This is a genomic window from Citrobacter sp. LJND-P06 (assembly GCF_058188415.1).
In genome coordinates, this window is record NZ_CP187317.1 from 3915299 (window position 1) to 3936487 (window position 21189).

At 58.6% G+C, this 21189-nt stretch carries 19 protein-coding genes and 1 pseudogene; 12 read left to right on the top strand and 8 right to left on the bottom strand.

Annotation, left to right across the window (positions count from 1 at the left end; genetic code table 11):
- Nucleotides 1-18 precede the first annotated feature (18 nt).
- From tsr to ACO7SM_RS18545, 6 genes are all read right to left on the bottom strand, one after another.
- Complete coding sequence (gene tsr, locus ACO7SM_RS18520) at nt 19-1683, bottom strand: methyl-accepting chemotaxis protein (RefSeq protein ID WP_490468722.1); 1665 nt, start codon at nt 1681-1683, stop codon at nt 19-21.
- Nucleotides 1684-1820: 137 nt separating this feature from the next.
- Complete coding sequence (locus tag ACO7SM_RS18525) at nt 1821-2828, bottom strand: Ldh family oxidoreductase (protein WP_490468723.1); 1008 nt, start codon at nt 2826-2828, stop codon at nt 1821-1823.
- 11 nt (nt 2829-2839) lie between these two features.
- Nucleotides 2840-4441, bottom strand: coding sequence for an APC family permease (locus ACO7SM_RS18530; RefSeq protein WP_490468724.1), 1602 nt, complete (start codon nt 4439-4441; stop codon nt 2840-2842).
- Between the two features lie 11 nt (nt 4442-4452).
- On the bottom strand, nt 4453-6060 hold the full coding sequence (locus ACO7SM_RS18535; RefSeq protein ID WP_490468725.1) for an aldehyde dehydrogenase (NADP(+)): 1608 nt from the start codon (nt 6058-6060) through the stop codon (nt 4453-4455).
- Between the two features lie 14 nt (nt 6061-6074).
- Nucleotides 6075-6995, bottom strand: a complete 921-nt coding sequence (locus ACO7SM_RS18540; RefSeq protein WP_490468726.1) for a dihydrodipicolinate synthase family protein — start codon at nt 6993-6995, stop codon at nt 6075-6077.
- A 172-nt stretch (nt 6996-7167) separates the two neighbouring features.
- Entirely contained in the window at nt 7168-7995 is an 828-nt protein-coding gene (locus tag ACO7SM_RS18545; RefSeq protein WP_490468727.1) for a helix-turn-helix domain-containing protein, read from the bottom strand.
- Between the two features lie 309 nt (nt 7996-8304).
- Here ACO7SM_RS18545 and ACO7SM_RS18550 point away from each other — a divergent pair, with 309 nt between their 5' ends.
- From ACO7SM_RS18550 to ACO7SM_RS18565, 4 genes and pseudogenes are all read left to right on the top strand, one after another.
- Nucleotides 8305-9252 (top strand): 4-hydroxyproline epimerase, encoded by a 948-nt coding sequence (locus tag ACO7SM_RS18550; RefSeq protein ID WP_490468728.1) that lies wholly within the window; start codon nt 8305-8307, stop codon nt 9250-9252.
- Nucleotides 9249-10357: pseudogene (locus ACO7SM_RS18555) on the top strand (NAD(P)/FAD-dependent oxidoreductase). Before ACO7SM_RS18550 ends, ACO7SM_RS18555 begins: the two are co-directional and overlap by 4 nt.
- Nucleotides 10354-10614, top strand: coding sequence for a (2Fe-2S)-binding protein (locus ACO7SM_RS18560; RefSeq protein WP_490468729.1), 261 nt, complete (start codon nt 10354-10356; stop codon nt 10612-10614). The pseudogene ACO7SM_RS18555 and the gene ACO7SM_RS18560 overlap by 4 nt, the downstream one beginning before the upstream one ends.
- The gene (locus ACO7SM_RS18565; RefSeq protein WP_490468730.1) at nt 10595-11851 is read left to right on the top strand and encodes an FAD-dependent oxidoreductase; all 1257 of its coding nucleotides are present in this window, start codon (nt 10595-10597) and stop codon (nt 11849-11851) included. The genes ACO7SM_RS18560 and ACO7SM_RS18565 overlap by 20 nt, the downstream gene beginning before the upstream one ends.
- Here the strand turns inward: ACO7SM_RS18565 and hpaR are convergent, their stop codons facing one another.
- Nucleotides 11852-12295, bottom strand: coding sequence for a homoprotocatechuate degradation operon regulator HpaR (hpaR, locus tag ACO7SM_RS18570; RefSeq protein WP_490468731.1), 444 nt, complete (start codon nt 12293-12295; stop codon nt 11852-11854).
- 272 nt (nt 12296-12567) lie between these two features.
- Between hpaR and hpaG the strand changes: the two genes are divergently transcribed.
- The 6 genes from hpaG to hpaI all read left to right on the top strand — a co-directional run bounded on the left by hpaG (nt 12568) and on the right by hpaI (nt 18310).
- A complete protein-coding gene (gene hpaG / locus ACO7SM_RS18575) occupies nt 12568-13857 on the top strand; it encodes a 4-hydroxyphenylacetate degradation bifunctional isomerase/decarboxylase (RefSeq protein ID WP_490468732.1) in 1290 nt (429 codons plus the stop codon).
- Complete coding sequence (gene hpaE / locus ACO7SM_RS18580; protein WP_490468733.1) at nt 13854-15320, top strand: 5-carboxymethyl-2-hydroxymuconate semialdehyde dehydrogenase; 1467 nt, start codon at nt 13854-13856, stop codon at nt 15318-15320. Before hpaG ends, hpaE begins: the two co-directional genes overlap by 4 nt.
- 1 nt (nt 15321) lies before the next feature.
- On the top strand, nt 15322-16173 hold the full coding sequence (gene hpaD / locus ACO7SM_RS18585; protein WP_490468734.1) for a 3,4-dihydroxyphenylacetate 2,3-dioxygenase: 852 nt from the start codon (nt 15322-15324) through the stop codon (nt 16171-16173).
- A gap of 9 nt (nt 16174-16182) precedes the next feature.
- Nucleotides 16183-16563 carry a 5-carboxymethyl-2-hydroxymuconate Delta-isomerase gene (locus ACO7SM_RS18590; RefSeq protein WP_490468735.1) on the top strand — a complete coding sequence of 127 codons (381 nt, stop codon included), beginning with the start codon at nt 16183-16185 and terminating at the stop codon, nt 16561-16563.
- Between the two features lie 138 nt (nt 16564-16701).
- Entirely contained in the window at nt 16702-17505 is an 804-nt protein-coding gene (gene hpaH, locus ACO7SM_RS18595) for a 2-oxo-hept-4-ene-1,7-dioate hydratase (RefSeq protein ID WP_203359040.1), read from the top strand.
- Nucleotides 17506-17515: 10 nt separating this feature from the next.
- Nucleotides 17516-18310 carry a 4-hydroxy-2-oxoheptanedioate aldolase gene (gene hpaI / locus ACO7SM_RS18600; protein WP_490468736.1) on the top strand — a complete coding sequence of 265 codons (795 nt, stop codon included), beginning with the start codon at nt 17516-17518 and terminating at the stop codon, nt 18308-18310.
- A 231-nt stretch (nt 18311-18541) separates the two neighbouring features.
- On the opposite strand, the gene ACO7SM_RS18605 is transcribed toward hpaI, so the two are convergent.
- The gene (locus ACO7SM_RS18605; RefSeq protein ID WP_490468737.1) at nt 18542-18766 is read right to left on the bottom strand and encodes a hypothetical protein; all 225 of its coding nucleotides are present in this window, start codon (nt 18764-18766) and stop codon (nt 18542-18544) included.
- A gap of 36 nt (nt 18767-18802) precedes the next feature.
- Here ACO7SM_RS18605 and hpaX point away from each other — a divergent pair, with 36 nt between their 5' ends.
- Together hpaX and hpaA are read left to right on the top strand one after the other, a co-directional pair.
- Nucleotides 18803-20179: a 4-hydroxyphenylacetate permease gene (hpaX, locus tag ACO7SM_RS18610; protein ID WP_490468738.1), complete on the top strand. Its 1377-nt coding sequence runs from the start codon at nt 18803-18805 to the stop codon at nt 20177-20179.
- Between the two features lie 9 nt (nt 20180-20188).
- The gene (hpaA, locus tag ACO7SM_RS18615) at nt 20189-21079 is read left to right on the top strand and encodes a 4-hydroxyphenylacetate catabolism regulatory protein HpaA (RefSeq protein WP_490468739.1); all 891 of its coding nucleotides are present in this window, start codon (nt 20189-20191) and stop codon (nt 21077-21079) included.
- Nucleotides 21080-21189: the final 110 nt, after the last annotated feature.

A 21189-nucleotide genomic window follows, 5' to 3' on the forward strand; every position in this document is an offset into this window, starting at 1 on the left:
GGGCGCGACAACACACGATTAAAACGTTTCCCAGTTCTCACCGGTATCGGTAGCTGCGGCTTTACGCGGCGGTACCGGCGCAGAAACGCTTTTCGCGGCGACAACATCACGAGAACGCTGTTGCTCCTGCTGGATACGGAATACGGCGACCGCCTGAGTCAGACGGCTGGCCTGTTCCTCCAGCGCAGCAGCCGCAGCGGCGGACTCTTCCACCAGCGAGGCGTTCTGCTGCGTCACACGATCCATCTCTGCGACTGCCAGACCGACCTGGTCGATACCGCGACTCTGCTCATCAGAGGCAGAAGCGATTTCGCCCATGATATCGGTCACGCGGGTGACTGCGTTAACAATCTCATCCATGGTTTCGCCCGCGCTCTCGACCAGCGTCGAACCAACATCCACGCGACTGACCGAGTCTTCAATCAGGCTCTTAATCTCACGCGCCGCCTGAGCACTGCGCTGCGCCAGGTTACGTACTTCACCGGCAACCACCGCAAAACCGCGCCCCTGCTCGCCCGCACGCGCCGCTTCTACCGCCGCGTTCAACGCCAGAATGTTAGTCTGGAAAGCAATACCGTCGATCACGCTGATAATGTCGGCAATTTTCTGCGAACTGGAGGCGATATCACGCATAGTTTGCACCACGTTATCCACCACTTTACCGCCTTTCTGCGCGGTTTCTGACGCACTCAGCGCCAGATGGCTGGCCTGACGGGCGTTCTCGGCGTTCTGTTTCACGGTGGCGGTCAGCTCTTCCATGCTGGCTGCGGTTTCCTCCAGGGAGGCGGCCTGCTGTTCAGTACGGGAAGAAAGATCGTTGTTGCCCATCGCGATTTCGCTGGCACCGCTGTAAATCGCATTAGCGCCGTTGCGCACATCGCCGACGGTACGCACCAGCTCACCCTGCATATGGCGCAGGCTTTGCGCCAGTTGGCCCATTTCGTTAGAGCCTTCCACCTCAATACGCTTCACCAGATCGCCCCCGGCGATATGACGAATACTCTCGATCAGGCGGTTCATCGGTTCGAGTAAAGAGAACTTAATACCGAACCAGACGGCGACAATCACCAACAGCACCGCGATTAATACGCTGACCAGCACCCACATCGCCTGGCTGTAAGAGCTATTATTGTCTTCGACCGCAATGTCATACAGGCGATCATTCTGCTGCATATAGGCCATATACGGTTTTTCAAAACCGTCCTGATAGCCCTGCGTCGGTTGATCAAAGAACTCGTTGATCTTACCCGAGCCCAACAACTGGATCAGTTCCGCCAACGCATTGTGATAGATATCGTAGCTACGTTTGATCTCAACAGCCGCCGCTTCGCTCTGACGCGGATCGCGCGGCAGTGCTTCGTAATCGGCCCAGTGTTTTTCCGCCTGTTTCAGGGAGGTGCTCGCAATCTGCATCAGATCGACAACGGTGGCGCCGCTGCCGATATTGTTCTGATCCATCATGTAGCGGATACCCGCCCGGTTGAGGGTATTACGTGTTTGTAGCAGCGCAACCCAACTGGAATTCAGCGTGGACTGCTGCTGGCGAATGGTCTGTAGAACGGTGAAGTTTTCTTTGTCATTTTTCAATGAGTTAAAGAACAAACCGCCCGAGGTCAGTTGTAAAAGGCCAAATATTGCCAACACCAGCAGTAAGCTGGTCACAATCTTAATTCGTTTTAACATGTTTTCTCATTCCGCTAGACAGATACTCTGGTTGTCGGCCTGGAATGAGAAAACTTTATGCAATAGCGACGTCTGTCACAGGTATTTTGTGCAAAATGCTGGCAAAAAACGCCATGACAGACTACCGCCTGATGACCTTACCTGAGCGCGCAGATGTCATCGTACAAGGTACGGGTAATGACCACGCCTTCCTGCTCTGCCTTTTCCCGCGCCACAAAACGCCGCTCGCCAGGCAAACGCGCCCCCTGACTCTGCATCGCATCAAACAGCGTTTCCGCCCGCGCCAGATGAACATGCGCCTCCTGACCCAGAAAACGGGTCGGATCAAACGCCAGGATCAGTTCGCCGCCATAAGGTAAGCCACCCGCGCCGTTATCCCAGGCCAGCGACTCCGCGCTGGTCATATCGCCAATCAACGGGCCAGCCAACAGCTCGACCATCGCCGCAAACGCCGAGCCTTTATGCCCGCCAAAGGTCAGCATCGCGCCATCCAGCACCGCCTGCGGATCGGTAGACGGCTGCCCATCGCTGTCTACCCCCCAGCCTTCGGGGATCGGTTTTCCGGCGCGTAAATGAAGCTGGATCTCTCCCCGCGCCGCCGCGCTGGTTGCCATATCAAAGATAAACGGCGGCCTTTCGCCACGCGGCCAGCCAAACGCAATAGGGTTAGTGCCAAACAGCGGGCGCGTGCCCCCGGCAGGCGCCACCCAGGCGTGACTTGGCGTACAGGCGTAACCCACCAGTCCGGCGTCTGTGAGCGGTTCAATATCGGCAAACAGCGCCGAAAAATGAACGCAGCGATTGATAGCCAGCGCCGCGATACCGCAATGCCGTGTTTTCTCAATCAATAACGGTAACGCCTGTTCAAATGCCAGCAGCGAAAACGCGCCGCCGGCATCTGCCTTCACAATCGCCGGGGCGTTATCGGTCACCACCGGCATGGCGTCTGGCGACACTTTACCTTTGCGTAAGGTGTCGACAATCCCCAACAGCCGCCATAAACCGTGGGAAGCGCAGCCATCGCGCTCCCCGTTGGTCACGTTGCGCGCCACAACAGCGGCATGCTCTTCACTGAATCCATTCCCGCGTAGCACCTGATGCGCCAGCGAGTAAGCCTCTGTTAATGAGAGGTTTACCATTGTCATTACTTTCTCCTTTACTCTTCTTCGTCTCCAGTAAAGTTAGCTTGTGGTAGACAAGTCCGCTCGCCCCAGTAGTAAATTCCCAGCGACATCACCGCAACAATCACGGTATCCCACGGATGACCAATCACCCCTGTACCGCCAAAACTGCCTAACCAGGAGAACAGCATAATCAGCGCGTAAAAACCGACCAGCCACAGCGAAGACTTCACCTGCTGCGCCAGACTGACGGTATGCACCGGCACTTTGGATTTACACAGCACATACACCACAAACATGACGATCTGCAGCCCTAACAACCACGACAGCGTTCCCCAGCCAGACCAAAAGACAATCAGCGCGGAGATAACAAACGACAGTGGGCCAATAATATGAAATGCGCGAACGCGGAACGGACGCGGCAAATCCGGCGAATTCCGGCGCAGCCCTGCCGCCGTGACCGGCGCAATGGCGTAACTGAGTACCAGCGCGGCGGAAACGACGCTGATCAACTGCTCCCACGACGGGAACGGCAGCGTCCAGAAAATCGATAAACCAAACGTCAGCCACAACGCCGGACGCGGAATACCGGACTCTTTATCAATGTGGGTAAACGCTTTAAAGAAAGTGCCCGCTTTCGCCCAACCGTAAATCACGCGCGGCGTCGCGTTCATATAAATATTGCCGGTTCCGCTCGGGGAAACAATCGCGTCACTGACCACCATAAACGCCAGCCAGCCCATCCCCAGCGTAATGGCGATATCGCGATACGGCAAAGAGAACTGCTTACTGACTTCCGCCCAGCCGCCATTCAGCATCTCCGTCGGGATACTGCCCAGAAACGCCACTTGCAGCAGCACATAGATAATCGTCGAAAGCACCACCGACAAAATCAGCGCCACCGGAATGGTTCGCTGCGGGTTTTGCACTTCACTGGCAACCGAGATAATCGGCGTTAGCCCCAGATAGGCAAAGATTATCCCGCCTGCGCTTATCGCCGCCTCGACGCCCGACATGCCAAACGGCGCAATCCCCTGCGCGTGCAGGTTTTCGGGTTTAAAGAAGGCAAACAGGGTGATCACCACCACCAGCGGTACCAGGAATTTCAGGACGCTGATGATGTTGTTCGAGCGGGCGAACGTTTTCACGCTGTAGTAGTTCAGCGCAAAGAAAAAGCAGAGCAGCAAAAATTGCACCACCCAGCCGAGCAACGTCGGGTCGCTGGAACCGGGCTGTGTCAGAGCCGGGAACCAGGCCGCGGCATACTGACGCGCCGCGACGATTTCGATGGAGATCAGGCTGGAAAACGCGATAAGCGTAATAAAACCCAGCAGATACCCCATTAGCTCGCCGTGAGAAAACACCGGGTAACGAATAATGCCCCCGGCACGCGGCAACGCCGCGCCCAGCTCACAATAAACAATGCCCAGCAGCAGCACGGCGATACCGCCGATCACCCACGAGGCGATACCGGCAGGCCCGGCAATTGAGGCGACATGGCTGGCGGCAAACAGCCAGCCAGAACCAAAAATCGCCCCCAGTCCAATAAACGTCAGATCCGTTAACGTTAGCTGCTTTTTAAATTTCCCCGACTCAACAACCCGGGTCTGAGATTGAGGTGTAGAGTGAATCGTCATGATTGTGCCCTTCAGTTAACAGAGGGGGAAATCGCTTCCCGGGTCCACTGCCCGTTCACCAGGCGCAGCAGGTTTAATGGATTGGCATCCTGCACGGCAGGCGGCAACAGCGCGCCAGGGACGTTTTGCAAACACACCGGGCGCAAAAAACGCTCGATGGCTTTGGTGCCGACCGACGTGCCGCGCGCATCGGTGGTCGCCGGCCACGGGCCGCCGTGTACCATCGCGTCACACACTTCCACGCCGGTGGGATAACCGTTAAACAGCACGCGCCCGGCTTTCTCGCCCAGCATTGGCAGCAACCGCGCCGCCAGTTGTCGGTCATCGGCTTCAGCATGCACCGTCGCGGTGAGCTGTCCCTGAATCACTCGCAGAATGGCGCACAGTTCAGCCTCATCCGCCACGCTCACTAACACCGCCAGCGGCCCGAACACTTCCTCCTGCAACAGCGGATCTTTTGCCAGCAGCAGCGAAGCAGGTGCTTTGTACAGGCGTGCCTGCGCACGTCCGACGACGTTCTCATTGCGGCCCGCAATACGTTGAATATTCGGATGGGCATCCAGCGCGCTAACGCCTTGCTGATAATGCGCAAGCGTTGTGGCATTGAGCATCACCTGCGCCGGGGCGCGCTCCACCGCCTCGACCAACGCATCAGAGAAACGGCTCTCCCCTTCTCCCTGCATCACCAGAATCAGCCCCGGCTTGGTACAAAACTGACCACTGCCCAGCGTGAACGAAGCCACCAAATCGCGTGCCAGCGTTTCGGCATTTTTCGCCAGCGCCTGAGGCAGAATCATCAGCGGATTAATGGCGGACATCTCCGCAAACACCGGAATCGGCTGCGGGCGCTGCTGCGCCAGTTGTTGCAACGCTTTCCCGCCGCGCAGAGAACCGGTAAAACCCACCGCCTGAATCGCCGGATGACTCACCAGGTCTGCGCCAATATCGGTGCCAAAAATCATATTGAAAACGCCTGCTGGCATGCCGCACGCCTCTGCCGCGCGCAATACCGCCAGTGCGGTGTATTCTGCCGTCGCCATATGACCTGGATGCGCTTTCACCACCACCGGACAACCCGCGGCCAGCGCCGCGGCGGTGTCGCCTCCGGCGGTCGAAAAGGCGAGCGGAAAATTACTGGCGCCAAAGACAGCAACCGGCCCGAGTGCCACCTGATACTGGCGCAAATCCGCACGCGGCAGCGGCTGGCGATCGGGTAACGCGGTATCAATGCGCACGCCATGCGTATCGCCGCGACGCAATACTCCGGCGAACATCCGCAACTGGCCGCTGGTACGCGCCCGCTCGCCCTGCAAACGCGCCAGAGGCAAGGCCGTTTCCTGATGCGCGATAGCAAAGAACGCCTCGCCCAGCGCGTCCAGTTCACTGGCGATAGCCTCGAGAAACCGCGCCCGTGCTTCAGGCGTGGTCTGTGAATACACTGCGAATGCCCGTTCTGCCGCCAGCGCCGCCTGTGCGGCCTCCTCGCGGGTGGCCGACAGGAAACGATAACCGGTGGCTTCGCCATCTTCGGCGCGCAGGCTGAGCAGGGTGGCATCGCCACCCCCAACACGCTGACCGGCAATAAACTGCAAACCCTGTTCAGACTGTCGTAATGTCATGTTCACTCCTGCGTTCAGAGGCCGACATCCGGCAACTGTGGACGGGTTGCCAGCGCCTGTTCAACCACCGCCACCACCTGCGCGCGGGTTTCGCCTTCCAGCGCAAGACGCGGCGGACGCGTCACCGCACTGCCACGTCCCAGCAGCTCTTCACACAGCTTGATGCACTGCACCAGATCCGGGCGCGCATCGAGATGCAGCAGCGGCATAAACCAGCGGTACAGCGCCATTGCCTCTTCGTAACGTTGCTGTTTTGCCAGACGGAACAGCGTCTCGCCCTCACGCGGGAAGGCGTTCGACATCCCGGAGATCCAGCCTTCAGCGCCCACCGCAATGCTCTCAACCACCACATCGTCCAGCCCGGCGAACAGCACAAAGCGGTCGCCTACGGCATTACGCAGATCGATAAAGCGACGGGTATCGCCGGAAGAATCTTTAAAACAGACGATGTTGTCGCAGTCGGCGAGGGTCGCCAGGATGTCTGGCGTGACATCGTTTTTGTAAATCGGCGGGTTGTTGTAAACCATAATCGGCAGGTCGGTGGCGGTCGCTACACAGCGAAAGTGAGCGGCAGTTTCATGCGGTTTTGAAGAGTAGACCAGCGCAGGCATCACCATAATGCCATCGACGCCCACCTTCTCGGCCTCTTTCGCCATCTTCTGAGCAAACGCGGTGGTGAACTCCGCCACCCCGGCAATCACCGGGATCTGGCCGCCAGCGGCGTCTTTCGCCACTTCGATAATTTGTAATTTTTCCTGAGTGGTCAGTGAGGTGTTCTCCCCCACGCTGCCGCAAACCACCAGGCCTGAAACACCATCCTTGACCAGGTTTTTCATCACCGTGTGGGTGGCGTCCAAATCCAGTGAGTAATCGCTGCGAAACTGTGTGCTGACGGCCGGAAATACGCCGCTCCAGTGAATAGCTTTTTTGCTCATTTTCGATTCCTTGTCGTCAATTTGTTAAACATTGGTGAACGAATGGTGAATATTCACTGACAGATTGACGGCTAAGGCGTTCGGCGGCTTGTGGGTTTTCCTTTGCAAGGATGACGAAATTAGCACAGTGGCGATTCTCCCCTCTTCCCTGAGGGAGGTCGCAAACGGAGGATCAGCCCGCCAGCGTCAGGCGAAAATCCCGTGGCGTGGAGCCGGTCATCGCTTTGAACTGGCGGCTAAACGCACTGTGATCGGTATAGCCGCATTGCAAGGCGATATCGGTGATGGGGGTCGTGCCGGCCAGTAATTCGGTGGCTTTTTCGAGGCGAACTTTGTGGATCATCTGACGCGGCGTCAGGTGAAAAATGCGTTTGCAGTAGCGTTCGATCTGCGCCACCGACATCCCGCTCAACACGGTCAACTCTTCCATTGCGATCGGGCGGTGGTAGTGTTTGCGGATATGATCGTCGACGATCGCCAGCCGTTGCCATGCGGGATGACGCGCCTGCGTCTCCAGCAGATCGTGGGAGATCCCGGCCATCCCGATCACCCGCCCATGGATATCGCGCAGCGCCAGCTTCTGCGTCAGGCACCAGCCTCGCTCGCGACCGTTATACAGATGCATCTCCAGCTGATCGCGCAGCGTCACGCCGTCGCGCAGAACCCGCAGATCCTGCTCGGTATAACCCTGTCCCAGCGCAGAAGGAAACACATCCGCCGAGGTTTTCCCCAGCAACGACACCACATTCTTGAACCCGCAGCGACGGGCCAGCGTCATATTGACCAGCAGGTATCTTGCCTGCACATCTTTGATAAAAAAGACCACGTTGGGAATGGCGTTGAGTAACGGCGCAATCAGCGCCATCGCATTCAACAAAGTCTGAATATTTTCCGGGCGCTGGCGGGCCAGCCCTTCGCAAATCTGGCTGAGTTCACCCACCTCCAGCCCCATTTCTTGCGCCGGGGCTTTCCCCGACACGTCATCAGAAACACAGGACATAACGCTTCCTCACAATAAGTGACGAGGGATGTTTATTAACTTTTTGTTAACTCATCAAGCGCCAGTGACGCGTTTTGCGATCCTGCCTGTGGTTTACGATTTCCCCTGTTTCACGCACTGGCGCAGGGGCGTCTTTTGGTTTACCACAGGCATAACAAAATGATTAATAAGAAATAAATATGAAGACCATGCAAAAACATGCGGATGTACTGTGCTGATTTCGTCATCTGGCGTGGTGAAAGCAGTCAAGCCGGAATGCCAGGGTTGCGCCAGCATTTAGAAACAAACTTTTAACGTTTCGGAGATCTCATGACAACGACACAGCAGGAAAGCGAACTCAGAGTGATTGACTCACATACCGGCGGCGAACCGACGCGCCTGGTGGTTGCGGGTTTTCCGGATCTCGGTAACGGCACGATGGCGCAGCGTCGGGAACGCTTTGCTAACGATTACGATGCGTGGCGCAAAGCCATCATCCTGGAGCCTCGCGGAAATGACGTACTGGTCGGCGCGCTGCTGTGCGAACCCGTCTCCCCCGAGGCCACCGCCGGGGTTATCTTTTTCAACAACGCCGGATTCCTGAATATGTGCGGTCACGGCACGATAGGGCTGATTGCTTCTCTGGCCTGGCTTGGGCGCATCAAGCCCGGCCAGCACCGCATTGAAACCCCGGTGGGTGATGTCACCGCCACTCTCCACGATGACGGCAGCGTGTCGGTCGAAAACGTGCCGTCGTATCGCTGGCGCAAACAGGTCAGCGTGGTCACGCAACACGGCACCGTCACTGGCGATATCGCCTGGGGCGGCAACTGGTTTTTCCTCGTTAACGATCATCCCTTCGATATCACGCCAGAGCAGATCCCCGCCCTCACCGAGTTTGCGTGGGCGATCCGTGAAGGACTGGAAGCGGCAGGGATCCGTGGCGAAAATGATGGCGTTATCGATCATATTGAGCTGTTTGCCAGTGACTACCGTGCCGACAGTCGCAGCTTTGTTCTCTGTCCAGGCAAAGCGTGGGACCGTTCGCCGTGCGGCACTGGCACCAGCGCCAAACTGGCGTGCCTCGCCGATGACGGCAAACTGAATCCCGGAGAAATCTGGCGACAGGCGAGCATCATCGGCAGTCAGTTTACGGCCAGTTTTACCCGCAAAGGCGCTCAGGTCATTCCGACGATCCGCGGTGAAGCGTGGGTGTGCGGCGACAACCGGTTGATCCTCAATGCGGACGATCCTTTCCGCTGGGGGATAACCCTGTGACAGAAAGCGACGTCATTGTCATCGGTGCCGGGATCATTGGCGCAGCCTGTGCCTGGCAACTGGCGAAGCGCGGGCAACGCGTCACCCTTATCGACGACGGGCACGCTGGGGCAACCGCCGCCGGAATGGGGCATCTGGTCTGTATGGATGACGATCCCGCCGAACTGGCGCTGTCGGCCTGGTCGCTGGCGCGCTGGCGGGAACTCACGTCACGAATGCCGCAAACCTGCGCCTGGCGCGGCTGCGGAACCTTATGGCTGGCGGAAAACGATCAAGAACTGGCTCTCGCCGGGGAAAAACAACAGCGCATGGCAGCGTACCAGGTCGCCAGCGAAATGCAGACCCGTGCGCAGGTTGCCGCGCGTGAACCGCTGCTGACGCCGAATCTGGCGGGCGGTTTATGGGTGCCGGGCGACGGCATTGTTTACGCCCCAACGTGGCGCGCTGGTTTATTGACGATGCGGCGCAGGCCATCACCTGTGTCAACGAAGGGGCCGTTTCAATCGATGCGCCCCAGGTGGTGCTGGAAAGCGGGAAACGTCTGCGGGCGCGCGCGATTGTGGTCGCCTGCGGCCTGGGCGCCAACGCGCTGTTGCAGGAAAACTGGCTGCGCCCCAAAAAAGGCCAACTGGCGATTACCGACCGTTACGGCGCAACGCTCAACCATCAACTGGTGGAACTGGGCTACGGCGCCAGCGCCCACGCCGGGGGAACGTCGGTGGCGTTTAATGTCCAGCCGCGCCCGACCGGACAATGGCTGATTGGTTCTTCACGCCAGTTCGACACCCTCGATCGTGAGCTGGATCTGCCGCTGCTGGCGATGATGCTCAAGCGCGCGCACCATTTCTTACCGGCCATCGCCAGTCTGAACATCATCCGTTGCTGGAGCGGTTTTCGCGCCGCCTCCGAAGACGGCAATCCGCTTATCGGCCCGCACCCTTCTCGCCCCGGCGTCTGGCTGGCGCTCGGTCATGAGGGGCTGGGCGTGACCACCGCCCCGGCGACCGCCGAGCTTCTCTGTGCGCAGATCCTCGGCGAGCGACCCGCGTTCGCGCCGGACGCCTGGCTGCCCGCACGCCTGATACGCCAGGAGGCCAGCGCATGAAAATCATTACCCTGTTTATTGACGGCCTGCCCTGCCAGGTTCCGGCGGACATCAGCGTCGCCGCCGCGCTGGCAATGAGCGGCAGCCCCGTGACGCGCCGCTCGGTACACGACCGCCCACGCGCCCCGTTTTGCGGAATGGGCGTCTGTCAGGAGTGCCGCGTGACGGTGAATGGACGCCGGGTGCTGGCCTGCCAGACGGAATGCCAGCCGGAGATGAAAATAGAAAGGAGCTGCCATGCGCACACTGCATTGTGACATTCTGATCCTGGGCGCCGGGCCTGCCGGGCTGGCGGCCGCGCTGGCGGCAGCGCAAAGCGGCAAACAGGTGGTCATTCTGGATGATAACCCCCGACCCGGCGGGCAAATCTGGCGCGACGGGCCACAGGTCGCACTCCCGCCGCTCGCCAGACGCTACCGTGACGCCGTGGCACGCGAATCGCGGATCACGCATTTGTCCGCAGCCCGTCTGATTGCCCGTCCCTCCTCACACAGCGTGCTGTTTGAAACCGCCGAAAACTGCGGGATTGTCCACTGGCAGCGATTAATTTTATGCTGCGGCGCGCGCGAGCTCTCGCTGCCCTTTCCCGGCTGGACGCTGCCTGGCGTCACTGGCGCAGGCGGTTTACAGGCGCAGATCAAGCAGGGTTTACCGCTTAACGGCGAACGGGTGGTTATTGCCGGTAGCGGCCCGTTGCTGCTGGCGGTTGCCGATACGGTGCGCAAAGCGGGCGGCAATGTTGTTGCGATTGTGGAACAGGCACCGCGTAGTGCGCTGGTTCGCTTTGCGATGGGGTTGTGGCGCTGGCCAGACAAACTGCGCCAACTTTTTGGCATTGCGCCAGCAGGTTACACCACCGCAAGCCAGGTCACGCAGGCGCTGGGCGATGACAAACTGCGGGCGGTCACCGTGCGCCAACACGGTAAAATTCGGGAAATCGCCTGTGACCGTCTCGCCATTGGCTATGGCCTGGTGCCCAACCTTGAACCGGCGCTGATTTTTGGCTGTGCGACAGCAAACAATGCCATCACCGTGGATGCGCAGCAGCGCACCAGTCAGCCCGATATTTTCGCCGCTGGAGAGTGTACGGGGTTTGGCGGCAGCGAACTGGCGCTGGCGGAAGGGGAAGTGGCCGGGTATATCGCGGCACAGCGCCCGGACAGCGCGATCGACGCGCTCAAAAAACGCGATCGCTGGCAACGTTTTGCCGACGCGCTGAATGCCACGTTTGCCCTGCCCGACACGCTGAAAGAGGTGGTCACGCCAGAAACATTGCTCTGCCGCTGTGAAGATGTGCGCTGCGGCGACGTTGCCGGGGCGAAAAACTGGCAAACCGCAAAGCTGGCCTCACGCTGCGGTATGGGCGCCTGTCAGGGAAAAACCTGTGCCACCAGCGCCCGCTGGCTCTATCAGTGGCCGCTGCCCCAGCCACGTGAACCGCTTTCCCCCGCCAGAACCGAAACGCTGATTCATCTGGCGAACCCGGACGCGTAGTTACTCTTCTTCCCCACGTTCGGCAATATGGCGGTTGCCGAGCGCAATAAACTCGCCCAGCAGCGCCGTCAGTTGTTGCATCTTCTCTGGCGTGTATTCCGCTTCAATTTGCCGGTACGCCTCTTCCACCTGCGCCTGCGCATGTTCATACAGCGCATTTCCGGCTTTCGTCAGCGACACATACAGTTTTCGCTGGTCATTCACCGGCTTTAATCGCAACACCAGCCCATCACGTTCCATCCGCGTCAGAATGCCGGTCAGGCTCGGGCGCAAAATGCAGGTACGAAACGCCAGATCGTGGAAGTCGATAGACGGATGTTCCGCCAGTACGCGCACGATGCGCCACTGTTGTTCCGTCAGATTGTGTTGCTTCACGATGGGCCGAAAGTAAGACATTGCCGCTTCCCGTGCCTGCAACAGTGCAATGGTTAAAGAGTCATGCATGGTCTTCCCCTGGAAAAATCATTAACAGATAAACAATTCGTTATTGATGTTTTTATAAACAAGATGTTTTAGGCGAAAAAGTCTAACAGAAACCACACCATTTTCTTAATCACATGATAAGTATAAACATTAAATTTCATATGTAAATTTATTGTTATTATCATCACAAATATTTCACTTCCATTTGCCAAACGAGAAGCAAAAGCATACAACCAAATCATTAATATATTAATGAAATCACAGTGTGGTATTTCACCCTGAGGAGTTTGTGTATGAAAGGTACTGTTTTTGCCGTCGCGTTAAACCACCGCAGCCAGCTTGATGCCTGGCGCGACGCGTTTACGCAGGCCCCGTATAAAGCACCGCCGAAGACGGCTGTCTGGTTTATCAAACCGCAAAACACCGTGATTCGTCACGGCGAAGCCATCCCGCATCCACAGGGCGAGAAGGTGCAAAGCGGTGCGACGGTCGCGCTGGTGGTCGGCAAAACAGCCCGTAACGTCCCGGTTGAAGCGGCGGCGAATTACATCGCCGGTTACGCACTGGCCAACGAGGTCAGCCTGCCGGAAGAGAGTTTCTACCGCCCGGCCATCAAAGCCAAATGCCGCGACGGTTTCTGCCCGCTGGGCGAAACAGTGGCGCTGAAAAACGTCGATAACCTGACGATTATCACTGAAATCAGCGGTCGCGAAGCCGATCGCTGGAACACTGCCGACCTGCAACGCAGCGCTGCCGAACTGCTCAGCGCGCTCAGCGAATTCGCCACCCTTAACCCGGGCGACGCCATCCTGGTAGGCACTCCGCAGGCACGCGTGGAAATTCGCCCCGGCGACCAGGTGCGTATTCTGGCAGAGGGTTTCCCGCCGCTGGAAAACCCGGTGGTGGACGCACGCGACATCACGGAAACCCGAACGCGGCCTGCGCTTTCGCACCCTCACGGCACCCTGTTCGCGCTGGGTCTGAACTACGCCGACCACGCCAGCGAACTGGAATTTACGCCGCCGGAAGAGCCGCTGGTGTTTATCAAAGCGCCAAACTCATTTACCGGTGACGGACAAACCTCCGTGCGCCCGAACAACGTCGAGTACATGCACTACGAGGCGGAGCTGGTGGTGGTGATTGGCAAAACGGCGCGCAACGTCGCCGAAGCCGACGCGATGGACTATGTGGCGGGCTATACGATTTGCAACGACTACGCCATCCGTGACTACCTGGAAAACTACTACCGCCCCAACCTGAGGGTGAAAAGCCGCGACGGTCTGACCCCGATTGCGCCGTGGATCGTTGATAAAGCAGCCATCCCGGATCCGCACAACTTAGCCCTGCGCACCTTCGTCAACGGCGAATTGCGCCAGCAGGGCACCACTGCCGATCTTATCTTCAACATCCCGTTTTTGATCGCTTACCTGAGCGAATTTATGACACTGCAACCGGGCGACATGATCGCCACCGGCACGCCAAAAGGGCTGTCCGACGTGGTGCCGGGCGATGAAGTCGTCGTGGAAGTGGAAGGCGTGGGCCGCCTGGTCAACCGAATTGTGAGTGAGGAAAGCGCGAAATGAAAAAAATAAACCATTGGATCAACGGCAAAAATGTGGCGGGTACCGACTACTTCCACACCACCAATCCGGCCAGCGGGGAAGTACTGGCGGAAGTGGCTTCCGGCGGTGAAGCGGAGATTAACCAGGCGGTAGCGGCGGCGAAAGAAGCGTTCCCGAAATGGGCCAACCTGCCGATGAAAGAGCGCGCGCGCCTGATGCGCCGCCTCGGTGACCTGATCGACCAGAACGTGCCAGAGATCGCGGCGATGGAAACCGCCGACACCGGTCTGCCTATCCATCAGACCAAAAACGTCCTGATCCCACGCGCCTCTCACAACTTCGAATTTTTCGCCGAAGTCTGCCAGCAGATGAACGGCAAGACCTATCCGGTCGACGACAAGATGCTCAACTACACGCTGGTGCAGCCGGTGGGCGTTTGTGCGCTGGTGTCGCCGTGGAACGTGCCGTTTATGACCGCCACCTGGAAAGTCGCGCCGTGTCTGGCGCTGGGCAACACGGCGGTGCTGAAGATGTCTGAACTCTCGCCGCTGACCGCTGACCGTCTGGGCGAACTGGCGCTGGAAGCGGGCATTCCGGCGGGCGTGCTGAACGTGGTGCAGGGCTACGGCGCGACTGCGGGCGACGCGCTGGTGCGTCATCACGACGTGCGGGCGGTTTCGTTTACCGGCGGCACCGCCACCGGGCGCAACATCATGAAAAACGCCGGGCTGAAGAAATATTCAATGGAACTGGGCGGCAAATCGCCGGTGCTGATTTTTGAAGACGCCGACATCGAGCGCGCGCTGGACGCCGCGCTGTTCACCATCTTCTCAATCAACGGCGAGCGTTGCACCGCGGGCTCGCGCATCTTTATTCAGCAGAGCATCTACCCGGAATTCGTCAAACGCTTTGCCGAACGCGCCAACCGCCTGCGCGTAGGCGATCCGAACGATCCGAACACTCAGGTCGGCGCGCTGATTAGCCAGCAGCACTGGGAAAAAGTCTCCGGCTATATTCGCCTCGGCATTGAAGAAGGGGCAACTCTGCTGGCGGGCGGCCCGGACAAACCGACCGATCTGCCTGCTCATCTGAGAAACGGCAACTTCCTGCGCCCAACGGTGCTGGCAGACGTCGACAACCGGATGCGCGTGTCCCAGGAAGAGATCTTCGGGCCGGTCGCCTGCCTGATGCCGTTCAAAGACGAGGCGGAAGGTCTGCGTCTGGCCAACGACGTGGAATACGGCCTTGCGTCTTACATCTGGACTCAGGACGTCAGCAAAGTGCTGCGTCTGGCGCGCAATATCGAAGCGGGCATGGTGTTTGTGAATACCCAGAACGTACGCGATCTGCGCCAGCCGTTTGGCGGCGTCAAAGCCTCCGGCACCGGACGTGAAGGCGGGGAATACAGCTTTGAGGTGTTCGCCGAAATGAAGAACGTCTGCATTTCTATGGGCGACCATCCGATCCCGAAATGGGGAGTCTGATATGGGCACATTAGCGTTAGCCGCAAAAATCACCCACGTCCCGTCGATGTACCTGTCTGAGCTGCCGGGGAAAAACCACGGCTGCCGCCAGGCGGCGATTGACGGACACAAAGAGATCAGCCATCGCTGCCGCGAAATGGGCGTCGACACCATTATCGTGTTCGACACCCACTGGCTGGTGAACAGCGCCTACCACATCAACTGCGCGGACCATTTTTCCGGCATTTATACCAGTAACGAACTGCCGCATTTTATCCGCGACATGACCTACGACTACGACGGCAACCCGGAGCTGGGTCAGTTGATTGCCGACGAAGCGGTAAAGCTGGGCGTGCGGGCGAAAGCGCACAACATTCCGAGCCTCAAACTGGAGTACGGCACGCTGGTGCCGATGCGCTACATGAACAGCGACAAGCAGTTCAAAGTGGTGTCGATTTCCGCCTTTTGTACCGTTCATGACTTTGCCGACAGCCGCAAGCTTGGCGAGGCGATCGTCAGCGCGATTGAAAAATACGACGGCACCGTGGCGGTGCTCGCCAGCGGCTCGTTGTCGCACCGTTTCATCGACGACCAGCGCGCGGAAGAAGGGATGAACAGCTACACCCGCGAGTTTGATCGTCAGATGGACGAACGGGTGGTCAAGCTGTGGCGCGAAGGGAAGTTTAAAGAATTTTGCAGCATGTTGCCGGAGTACGCCGACTACTGCTACGGCGAAGGCAACATGCACGACACGGTGATGCTGCTGGGGATGCTCGGCTGGGACAAATACGACGGCAAGGTGGAGTTCCTCACCGAATTATTCGCCAGTTCCGGCACCGGCCAGGTCAACGCCGTTTTCCCGCTGCCCGCCTGAGGAGAAATTATGCCGCACTTTATTGCTGAATGTACCGACAACATCCGTGAACAGGCCGACTTGCCGGGGCTGTTCGCCAAAGTTAACGCCGCGCTTGCCGCCACCGGTATTTTCCCGCTCGGCGGTATCCGCAGCCGCGCACACTGGCTGGATACCTGGCAGATGGCCGACGGTCAACACGACTACGCGTTTGTGCATATGACGCTGAAAATCGGCACCGGGCGCAGTCTGGAGAGCCGTCAGGAAGTGGGCGAGATGCTGTTTGCGCTGATTAAAACCCATTTCGCCGACCTGATGGCAAACCGCTATCTGGCGCTGTCGTTTGAACTCGACGAGCTGCATCCGACGCTGAATTACAAACAAAACAATGTGCACGCGTTATTTAAGTAACGCGCTTTTTGCCCGGTGGCGCTGCGCTTACCGGGCCTACAACAGCACAAAACCGTAAACCGGATAAGGCGCAGCACCGAACCGTCGGCCGGATAAGCGAAGCCGCCATCCGGCAACAGCAGCACAAAGGAAACTATCATGCTCGATAAACACACCCATACCCTGATTGCGCAGCGCCTGCATCAGGCGGAACAATCCCGCGAGCAGATCCGCCAGATCTCGCTGGATTATCCGGCGATCACCATCGACGACGCCTACGCCGTTCAACGCGAATGGGTCAGCCTGAAAATCGCCGAAGGACGCGTGCTGAAAGGCCACAAAATCGGCCTGACCTCAAAAGCGATGCAGGCCAGCTCGCAGATAAGCGAACCGGACTACGGCGCGTTACTCGACGACATGTTTTTCCATGACGGCAGCGATATCCCAACCGATCGCTTTATCGTCCCACGCATTGAAGTCGAGCTGGCTTTCGTACTGGCAAAACCGCTGCGCGGCCCGAACTGCACCCTGTTCGACGTCTACAACGCGACAGATTACGTGATCCCGGCGCTGGAGCTGATCGACGCCCGCTGTCACAACATCGACCCGGAAACGCAGCGCCCGCGCAAAGTGTTCGACACCATCTCGGATAACGCCGCCAATGCCGGGGTGATCCTCGGCGGACGTCCGATCAAACCCGACGCGCTGGATCTGCGCTGGATCTCCGCCCTGCTCTATCGCAACGGCGTGATCGAAGAGACGGGCGTTGCAGCAGGTGTTCTGAATCATCCGGCCAACGGCGTGGCATGGCTGGCGAACAAGCTGGCGCCTTACGACGTACAGCTGGAGCCAGGGCAGGTCATTCTCGGTGGCTCGTTCACTCGCCCGGTCACAGCCAGCAAAGGCGATACCTTCCATGTGGACTACGGCAACATGGGTTCGATTAGCTGCCGCTTTGTATAAGGAGACGACCATGCAAAATGTATTCAAAGCAGCTCTGAAAGCGGGCCGTCCGCAAATCGGCCTGTGGCTGGGACTGTGCAGCAACTACAGCGCGGAGTTGCTGGCGGGTGCGGGTTTCGACTGGCTGCTTATCGACGGTGAACATGCGCCGAATAACGTGCAAACGGTGCTGACGCAACTGCAGGCGATTGCCCCCTACGCCAGCCAGCCGATCGTTCGCCCGTCGTGGAACGATCCGGTGCAGATCAAACAGTTGCTGGACGTCGGCACGCAAACGCTGCTCGTTCCGATGGTACAAAACGCCGATGAAGCCCGTCTGGCAGTGAGCGCGACACGCTATCCCCCCGCCGGTATTCGCGGTGTCGGCAGCGCTCTGGCGCGGGCCTCTCGCTGGAATCGCATCCCGGATTATCTGCAAAAAGCGAACGATGAAATGTGCGTGCTGGTGCAGATCGAAACCCGCGAAGCGCTGAAGAATTTGCCACAGATTCTGGACGTTGAAGGGGTCGATGGGGTGTTTATCGGCCCGGCGGATCTGAGCGCCGATATGGGCTTTGCCGGTAATCCGCAGCACCCGGACGTGCAGGCCGCCATTGAGCACGCCATTGCGCAGATTCGGGCAGCGGGTAAAGCACCGGGCATTCTGATGGCCAATGAACAACTGGCGAAACGCTATCTTGAACTCGGCGCGCTGTTTGTCGCCGTCGGCGTCGACACCACCCTGCTCGCCCGCGCCGCCGAAGCGCTGGCCGCACGGTTTGGCGTCCACACTGATGCCAAACCGGCAGCACCCGGCGTGTATTAACGCCGGATGGCGCTGCGCTTATCCGGCCTACAACGCATCCCGCTGGCCGGATAGGGCACGAACCGTAGGCCGGATAAGGCATCGCCGCCATCCGGCAGACAGCAGTAGTGAACCGTAGGCCGGATAAGGCATCGCCGCCATCCGGCAGACAGCAGTACCGAACCGTAGGCCGGATAAGGCATCGCCGCCATCCGGCAGACAGCAGTAACGAACCGTAGGCCGGATAAGGCATCACCGCCATCCGGCAAACAGCAGTAGTGAACCGTAGGCCGGATAAGGCATCGCCGCCATCCGGCAGACAGCAGTACCGAACCGTAGGCCGGATAAGGCATCGCCGCCATCCGGCAGACAGCAGTACCGAACCGTAGGCCGGATAAGGCATCGCCGCCATCCGGCAGACAGCAGTACCAAAACACAGGTCGGATAAGGCGTTAGCCCTCCTCCGGCATAATCCATGTCGTACCCTACAAAATTCCCATTAGAGGAAAAAAAATGAGCGACACCTCATCTGCAATCCCTGAGAAGCAAAACCCTGCCAGTCAGCATAAACAACTGACGGTGCAGCAACAGTCGGTGATCAACAAACTGTTTCGCCGCCTGATCGTGTTTCTGTTCGTGCTGTTTATTTTTTCATTCCTCGATCGCATCAACATTGGCTTTGCCGGATTAACAATGGGCCGCGATCTGGGGCTAAACGCCACCATGTTTGGCCTGGCGACCACCCTGTTTTACGCCGCGTACGTTATTTTCGGTATTCCCAGCAACATCATGCTCAGCATCGTCGGCGCTCGCCGCTGGATTGCGACCATTATGGTGTTGTGGGGAATTGCCTCCACCGCGACCCTGTTTGCCACCGGGCCGAACAGCCTGTACATCCTGCGTATTCTGGTCGGCATCACCGAGGCCGGTTTTTTACCGGGCATTCTGCTCTATTTAACCTACTGGTTTCCGGCGTTTTTCCGCGCCCGCGCCAACGCCCTGTTTATGATAGCCATGCCCGTCACCACCGCGCTCGGCTCGATTGTCTCCGGCTATATTCTGGCGATGGACGGCCTGTTTGATCTTCGCGGCTGGCAGTGGTTATTCCTGCTGGAAGGGTTCCCGTCGGTTCTGCTGGGCGTCCTGGTCTGGTTCTGGCTGGATGACTCCCCGTCGAAGGCCAAATGGCTCACCGCAGAAGACAAAAAATGTCTGCAAGAGATGATGGACAACGACCGTCTGACGCTGGTGCAGCCGGAAGGCGCTGTCAGTCATCACGCCATGCAGCAACGCAGTCTGTGGCGCGAAATCTTCACCCCGATTGTGATGATGTATACGCTGGCGTACTTCTGCCTGACCAATACCCTCAGCGCGATTGGCATCTGGACGCCGCAGATCCTGCAAAGTTTTAATCAGGGCAGCAGCAACATTACTATCGGGCTGCTGGCCGCCATTCCGCAGGTGTGTACCATTTTCGGGATGATCTTCTGGAGCCGCCATTCGGACAGCCGTCAGGAGCGTAAGCACCACACCGCCCTGCCGTATCTCTTCGCCGCCGCGGGCTGGCTGCTGGCCTCCGCTACCGGCAACAATCTGCTCCAGATGCTGGGGATCGTCATGGCCTCGACCGGATCGTTCTGCGCGATGGCTATTTTCTGGACCACGCCGGATCAGTCGATCAGCCTGCGGGCGAGAGCGATCGGGATTGCGGTAATCAACGCGACGGGCAATATTGGATCGGCGCTCAGCCCCTTTATGATCGGCTGGCTGAAAGATGTCACCGGCAGCTTTAACAGCGGATTGTGGTTTGTCGCCTCGCTGCTGGTTGTCGGCGCCGTCATTGTCTGGTTAATTCCCATGCAGTCATCGCGCCCACGCGCCACCCCGTAAGGAGCGAGTATGTGCCAGAGTTCGATCGCCAATATCGACATCAGCAAAGAGTATGACGAAAGCCTCGGCAGCGACGATGTGCATTACCAGTCATTCGCCCGCATGGCGGCGTTTTTTGGCCGGGATATGCAGGCGCATCGCCACGACCAGTTTTTTCAGATGCACTTTCTTGATACCGGGCAGATCGAACTCCAGCTCGACGATCACCGCTATTCGGTGCAGGCGCCGCTGTTTGTCCTGACGCCGCCCTCCGTACCGCATGCGTTTATTACCGAATCAGACAGCGACGGTCACGTACTCACGGTGCGGGAAGCGCTGATCTGGCCGCTGTTAGAAGTGCTTTACCCCGGCACGCGGGAGACATTCGGCCTGCCGGGGATTTGCCTTTCGCTGGCAGACAAACCGGACGAACTCGCAGCGCTGGCCCATTACTGGCGGCTGATTGAGCGGGAATCGACGGAACAACTGCCGGGGTGCGAACACACGCTGGTTCTGTTGGCGCAGGCGGTCTTCACCCTGCTGCTGCGTAACGCCAAACTTGATGACCATGCGGCAAGCGGGATGCGCGGCGAACTGAAGCTGTTCCAGCGTTTCACCCAGATGATCGACACCCACTTCCACCAGCACTGGAGCGTACCGGACTACGCCCGTGAGCTGCATCTCACGGAGTCCCGCCTGACCGATATCTGTCGCCGCTTCGCCAACCGCCCCCCTAAACGCCTGATCTTCGACCGGCAACTGCGCGAGGCCAAACGGCTGCTGCTCTTTTCTGACAGCGCGGTCAATGAGATAGCCTGGCAACTGGGGTTTAAAGATCCCGCCTATTTTGCCCGCTTCTTTAACCGATTGGTGGGATGTTCGCCGAGTGCGTACCGGGCGAGTAAAGTACCGGTATCGTGAATTTTCCCTCACCGCAGGGCGGGTAAGCGCAGCGCCGCCCGCCAAAAAGCCGCCTGGATCACAAAACGCAATCCCGTCTGAAAAGTACCCGCCGTTGTCGCAATCGTCCC

Bases quoted from the DNA above. Each gene is read 5' to 3' on its own strand.
- tsr (WP_490468722.1), bottom strand. From the start codon at position 1,683: ATGTTAAAACGAATTAAGATTGTGACCAGCTTACTGCTGGTGTTGGCA.
- ACO7SM_RS18525 (WP_490468723.1), bottom strand. From the start codon at position 2,828: ATGACAATGGTAAACCTCTCATTAACAGAGGCTTACTCGCTGGCGCAT.
- ACO7SM_RS18530 (WP_490468724.1), bottom strand. From the start codon at position 4,441: ATGACGATTCACTCTACACCTCAATCTCAGACCCGGGTTGTTGAGTCG.
- ACO7SM_RS18535 (WP_490468725.1), bottom strand. From the start codon at position 6,060: ATGACATTACGACAGTCTGAACAGGGTTTGCAGTTTATTGCCGGTCAG.
- ACO7SM_RS18540 (WP_490468726.1), bottom strand. From the start codon at position 6,995: ATGAGCAAAAAAGCTATTCACTGGAGCGGCGTATTTCCGGCCGTCAGC.
- ACO7SM_RS18545 (WP_490468727.1), bottom strand. From the start codon at position 7,995: ATGTCCTGTGTTTCTGATGACGTGTCGGGGAAAGCCCCGGCGCAAGAA.
- ACO7SM_RS18550 (WP_490468728.1), top strand. From the start codon at position 8,305: ATGACAACGACACAGCAGGAAAGCGAACTCAGAGTGATTGACTCACAT.
- ACO7SM_RS18560 (WP_490468729.1), top strand. From the start codon at position 10,354: ATGAAAATCATTACCCTGTTTATTGACGGCCTGCCCTGCCAGGTTCCG.
- ACO7SM_RS18565 (WP_490468730.1), top strand. From the start codon at position 10,595: ATGCGCACACTGCATTGTGACATTCTGATCCTGGGCGCCGGGCCTGCC.
- hpaR (WP_490468731.1), bottom strand. From the start codon at position 12,295: ATGCATGACTCTTTAACCATTGCACTGTTGCAGGCACGGGAAGCGGCA.
- hpaG (WP_490468732.1), top strand. From the start codon at position 12,568: ATGAAAGGTACTGTTTTTGCCGTCGCGTTAAACCACCGCAGCCAGCTT.
- hpaE (WP_490468733.1), top strand. From the start codon at position 13,854: ATGAAAAAAATAAACCATTGGATCAACGGCAAAAATGTGGCGGGTACC.
- hpaD (WP_490468734.1), top strand. From the start codon at position 15,322: ATGGGCACATTAGCGTTAGCCGCAAAAATCACCCACGTCCCGTCGATG.
- ACO7SM_RS18590 (WP_490468735.1), top strand. From the start codon at position 16,183: ATGCCGCACTTTATTGCTGAATGTACCGACAACATCCGTGAACAGGCC.
- hpaH (WP_203359040.1), top strand. From the start codon at position 16,702: ATGCTCGATAAACACACCCATACCCTGATTGCGCAGCGCCTGCATCAG.
- hpaI (WP_490468736.1), top strand. From the start codon at position 17,516: ATGCAAAATGTATTCAAAGCAGCTCTGAAAGCGGGCCGTCCGCAAATC.
- ACO7SM_RS18605 (WP_490468737.1), bottom strand. From the start codon at position 18,766: ATGGATTATGCCGGAGGAGGGCTAACGCCTTATCCGACCTGTGTTTTG.
- hpaX (WP_490468738.1), top strand. From the start codon at position 18,803: ATGAGCGACACCTCATCTGCAATCCCTGAGAAGCAAAACCCTGCCAGT.
- hpaA (WP_490468739.1), top strand. From the start codon at position 20,189: ATGTGCCAGAGTTCGATCGCCAATATCGACATCAGCAAAGAGTATGAC.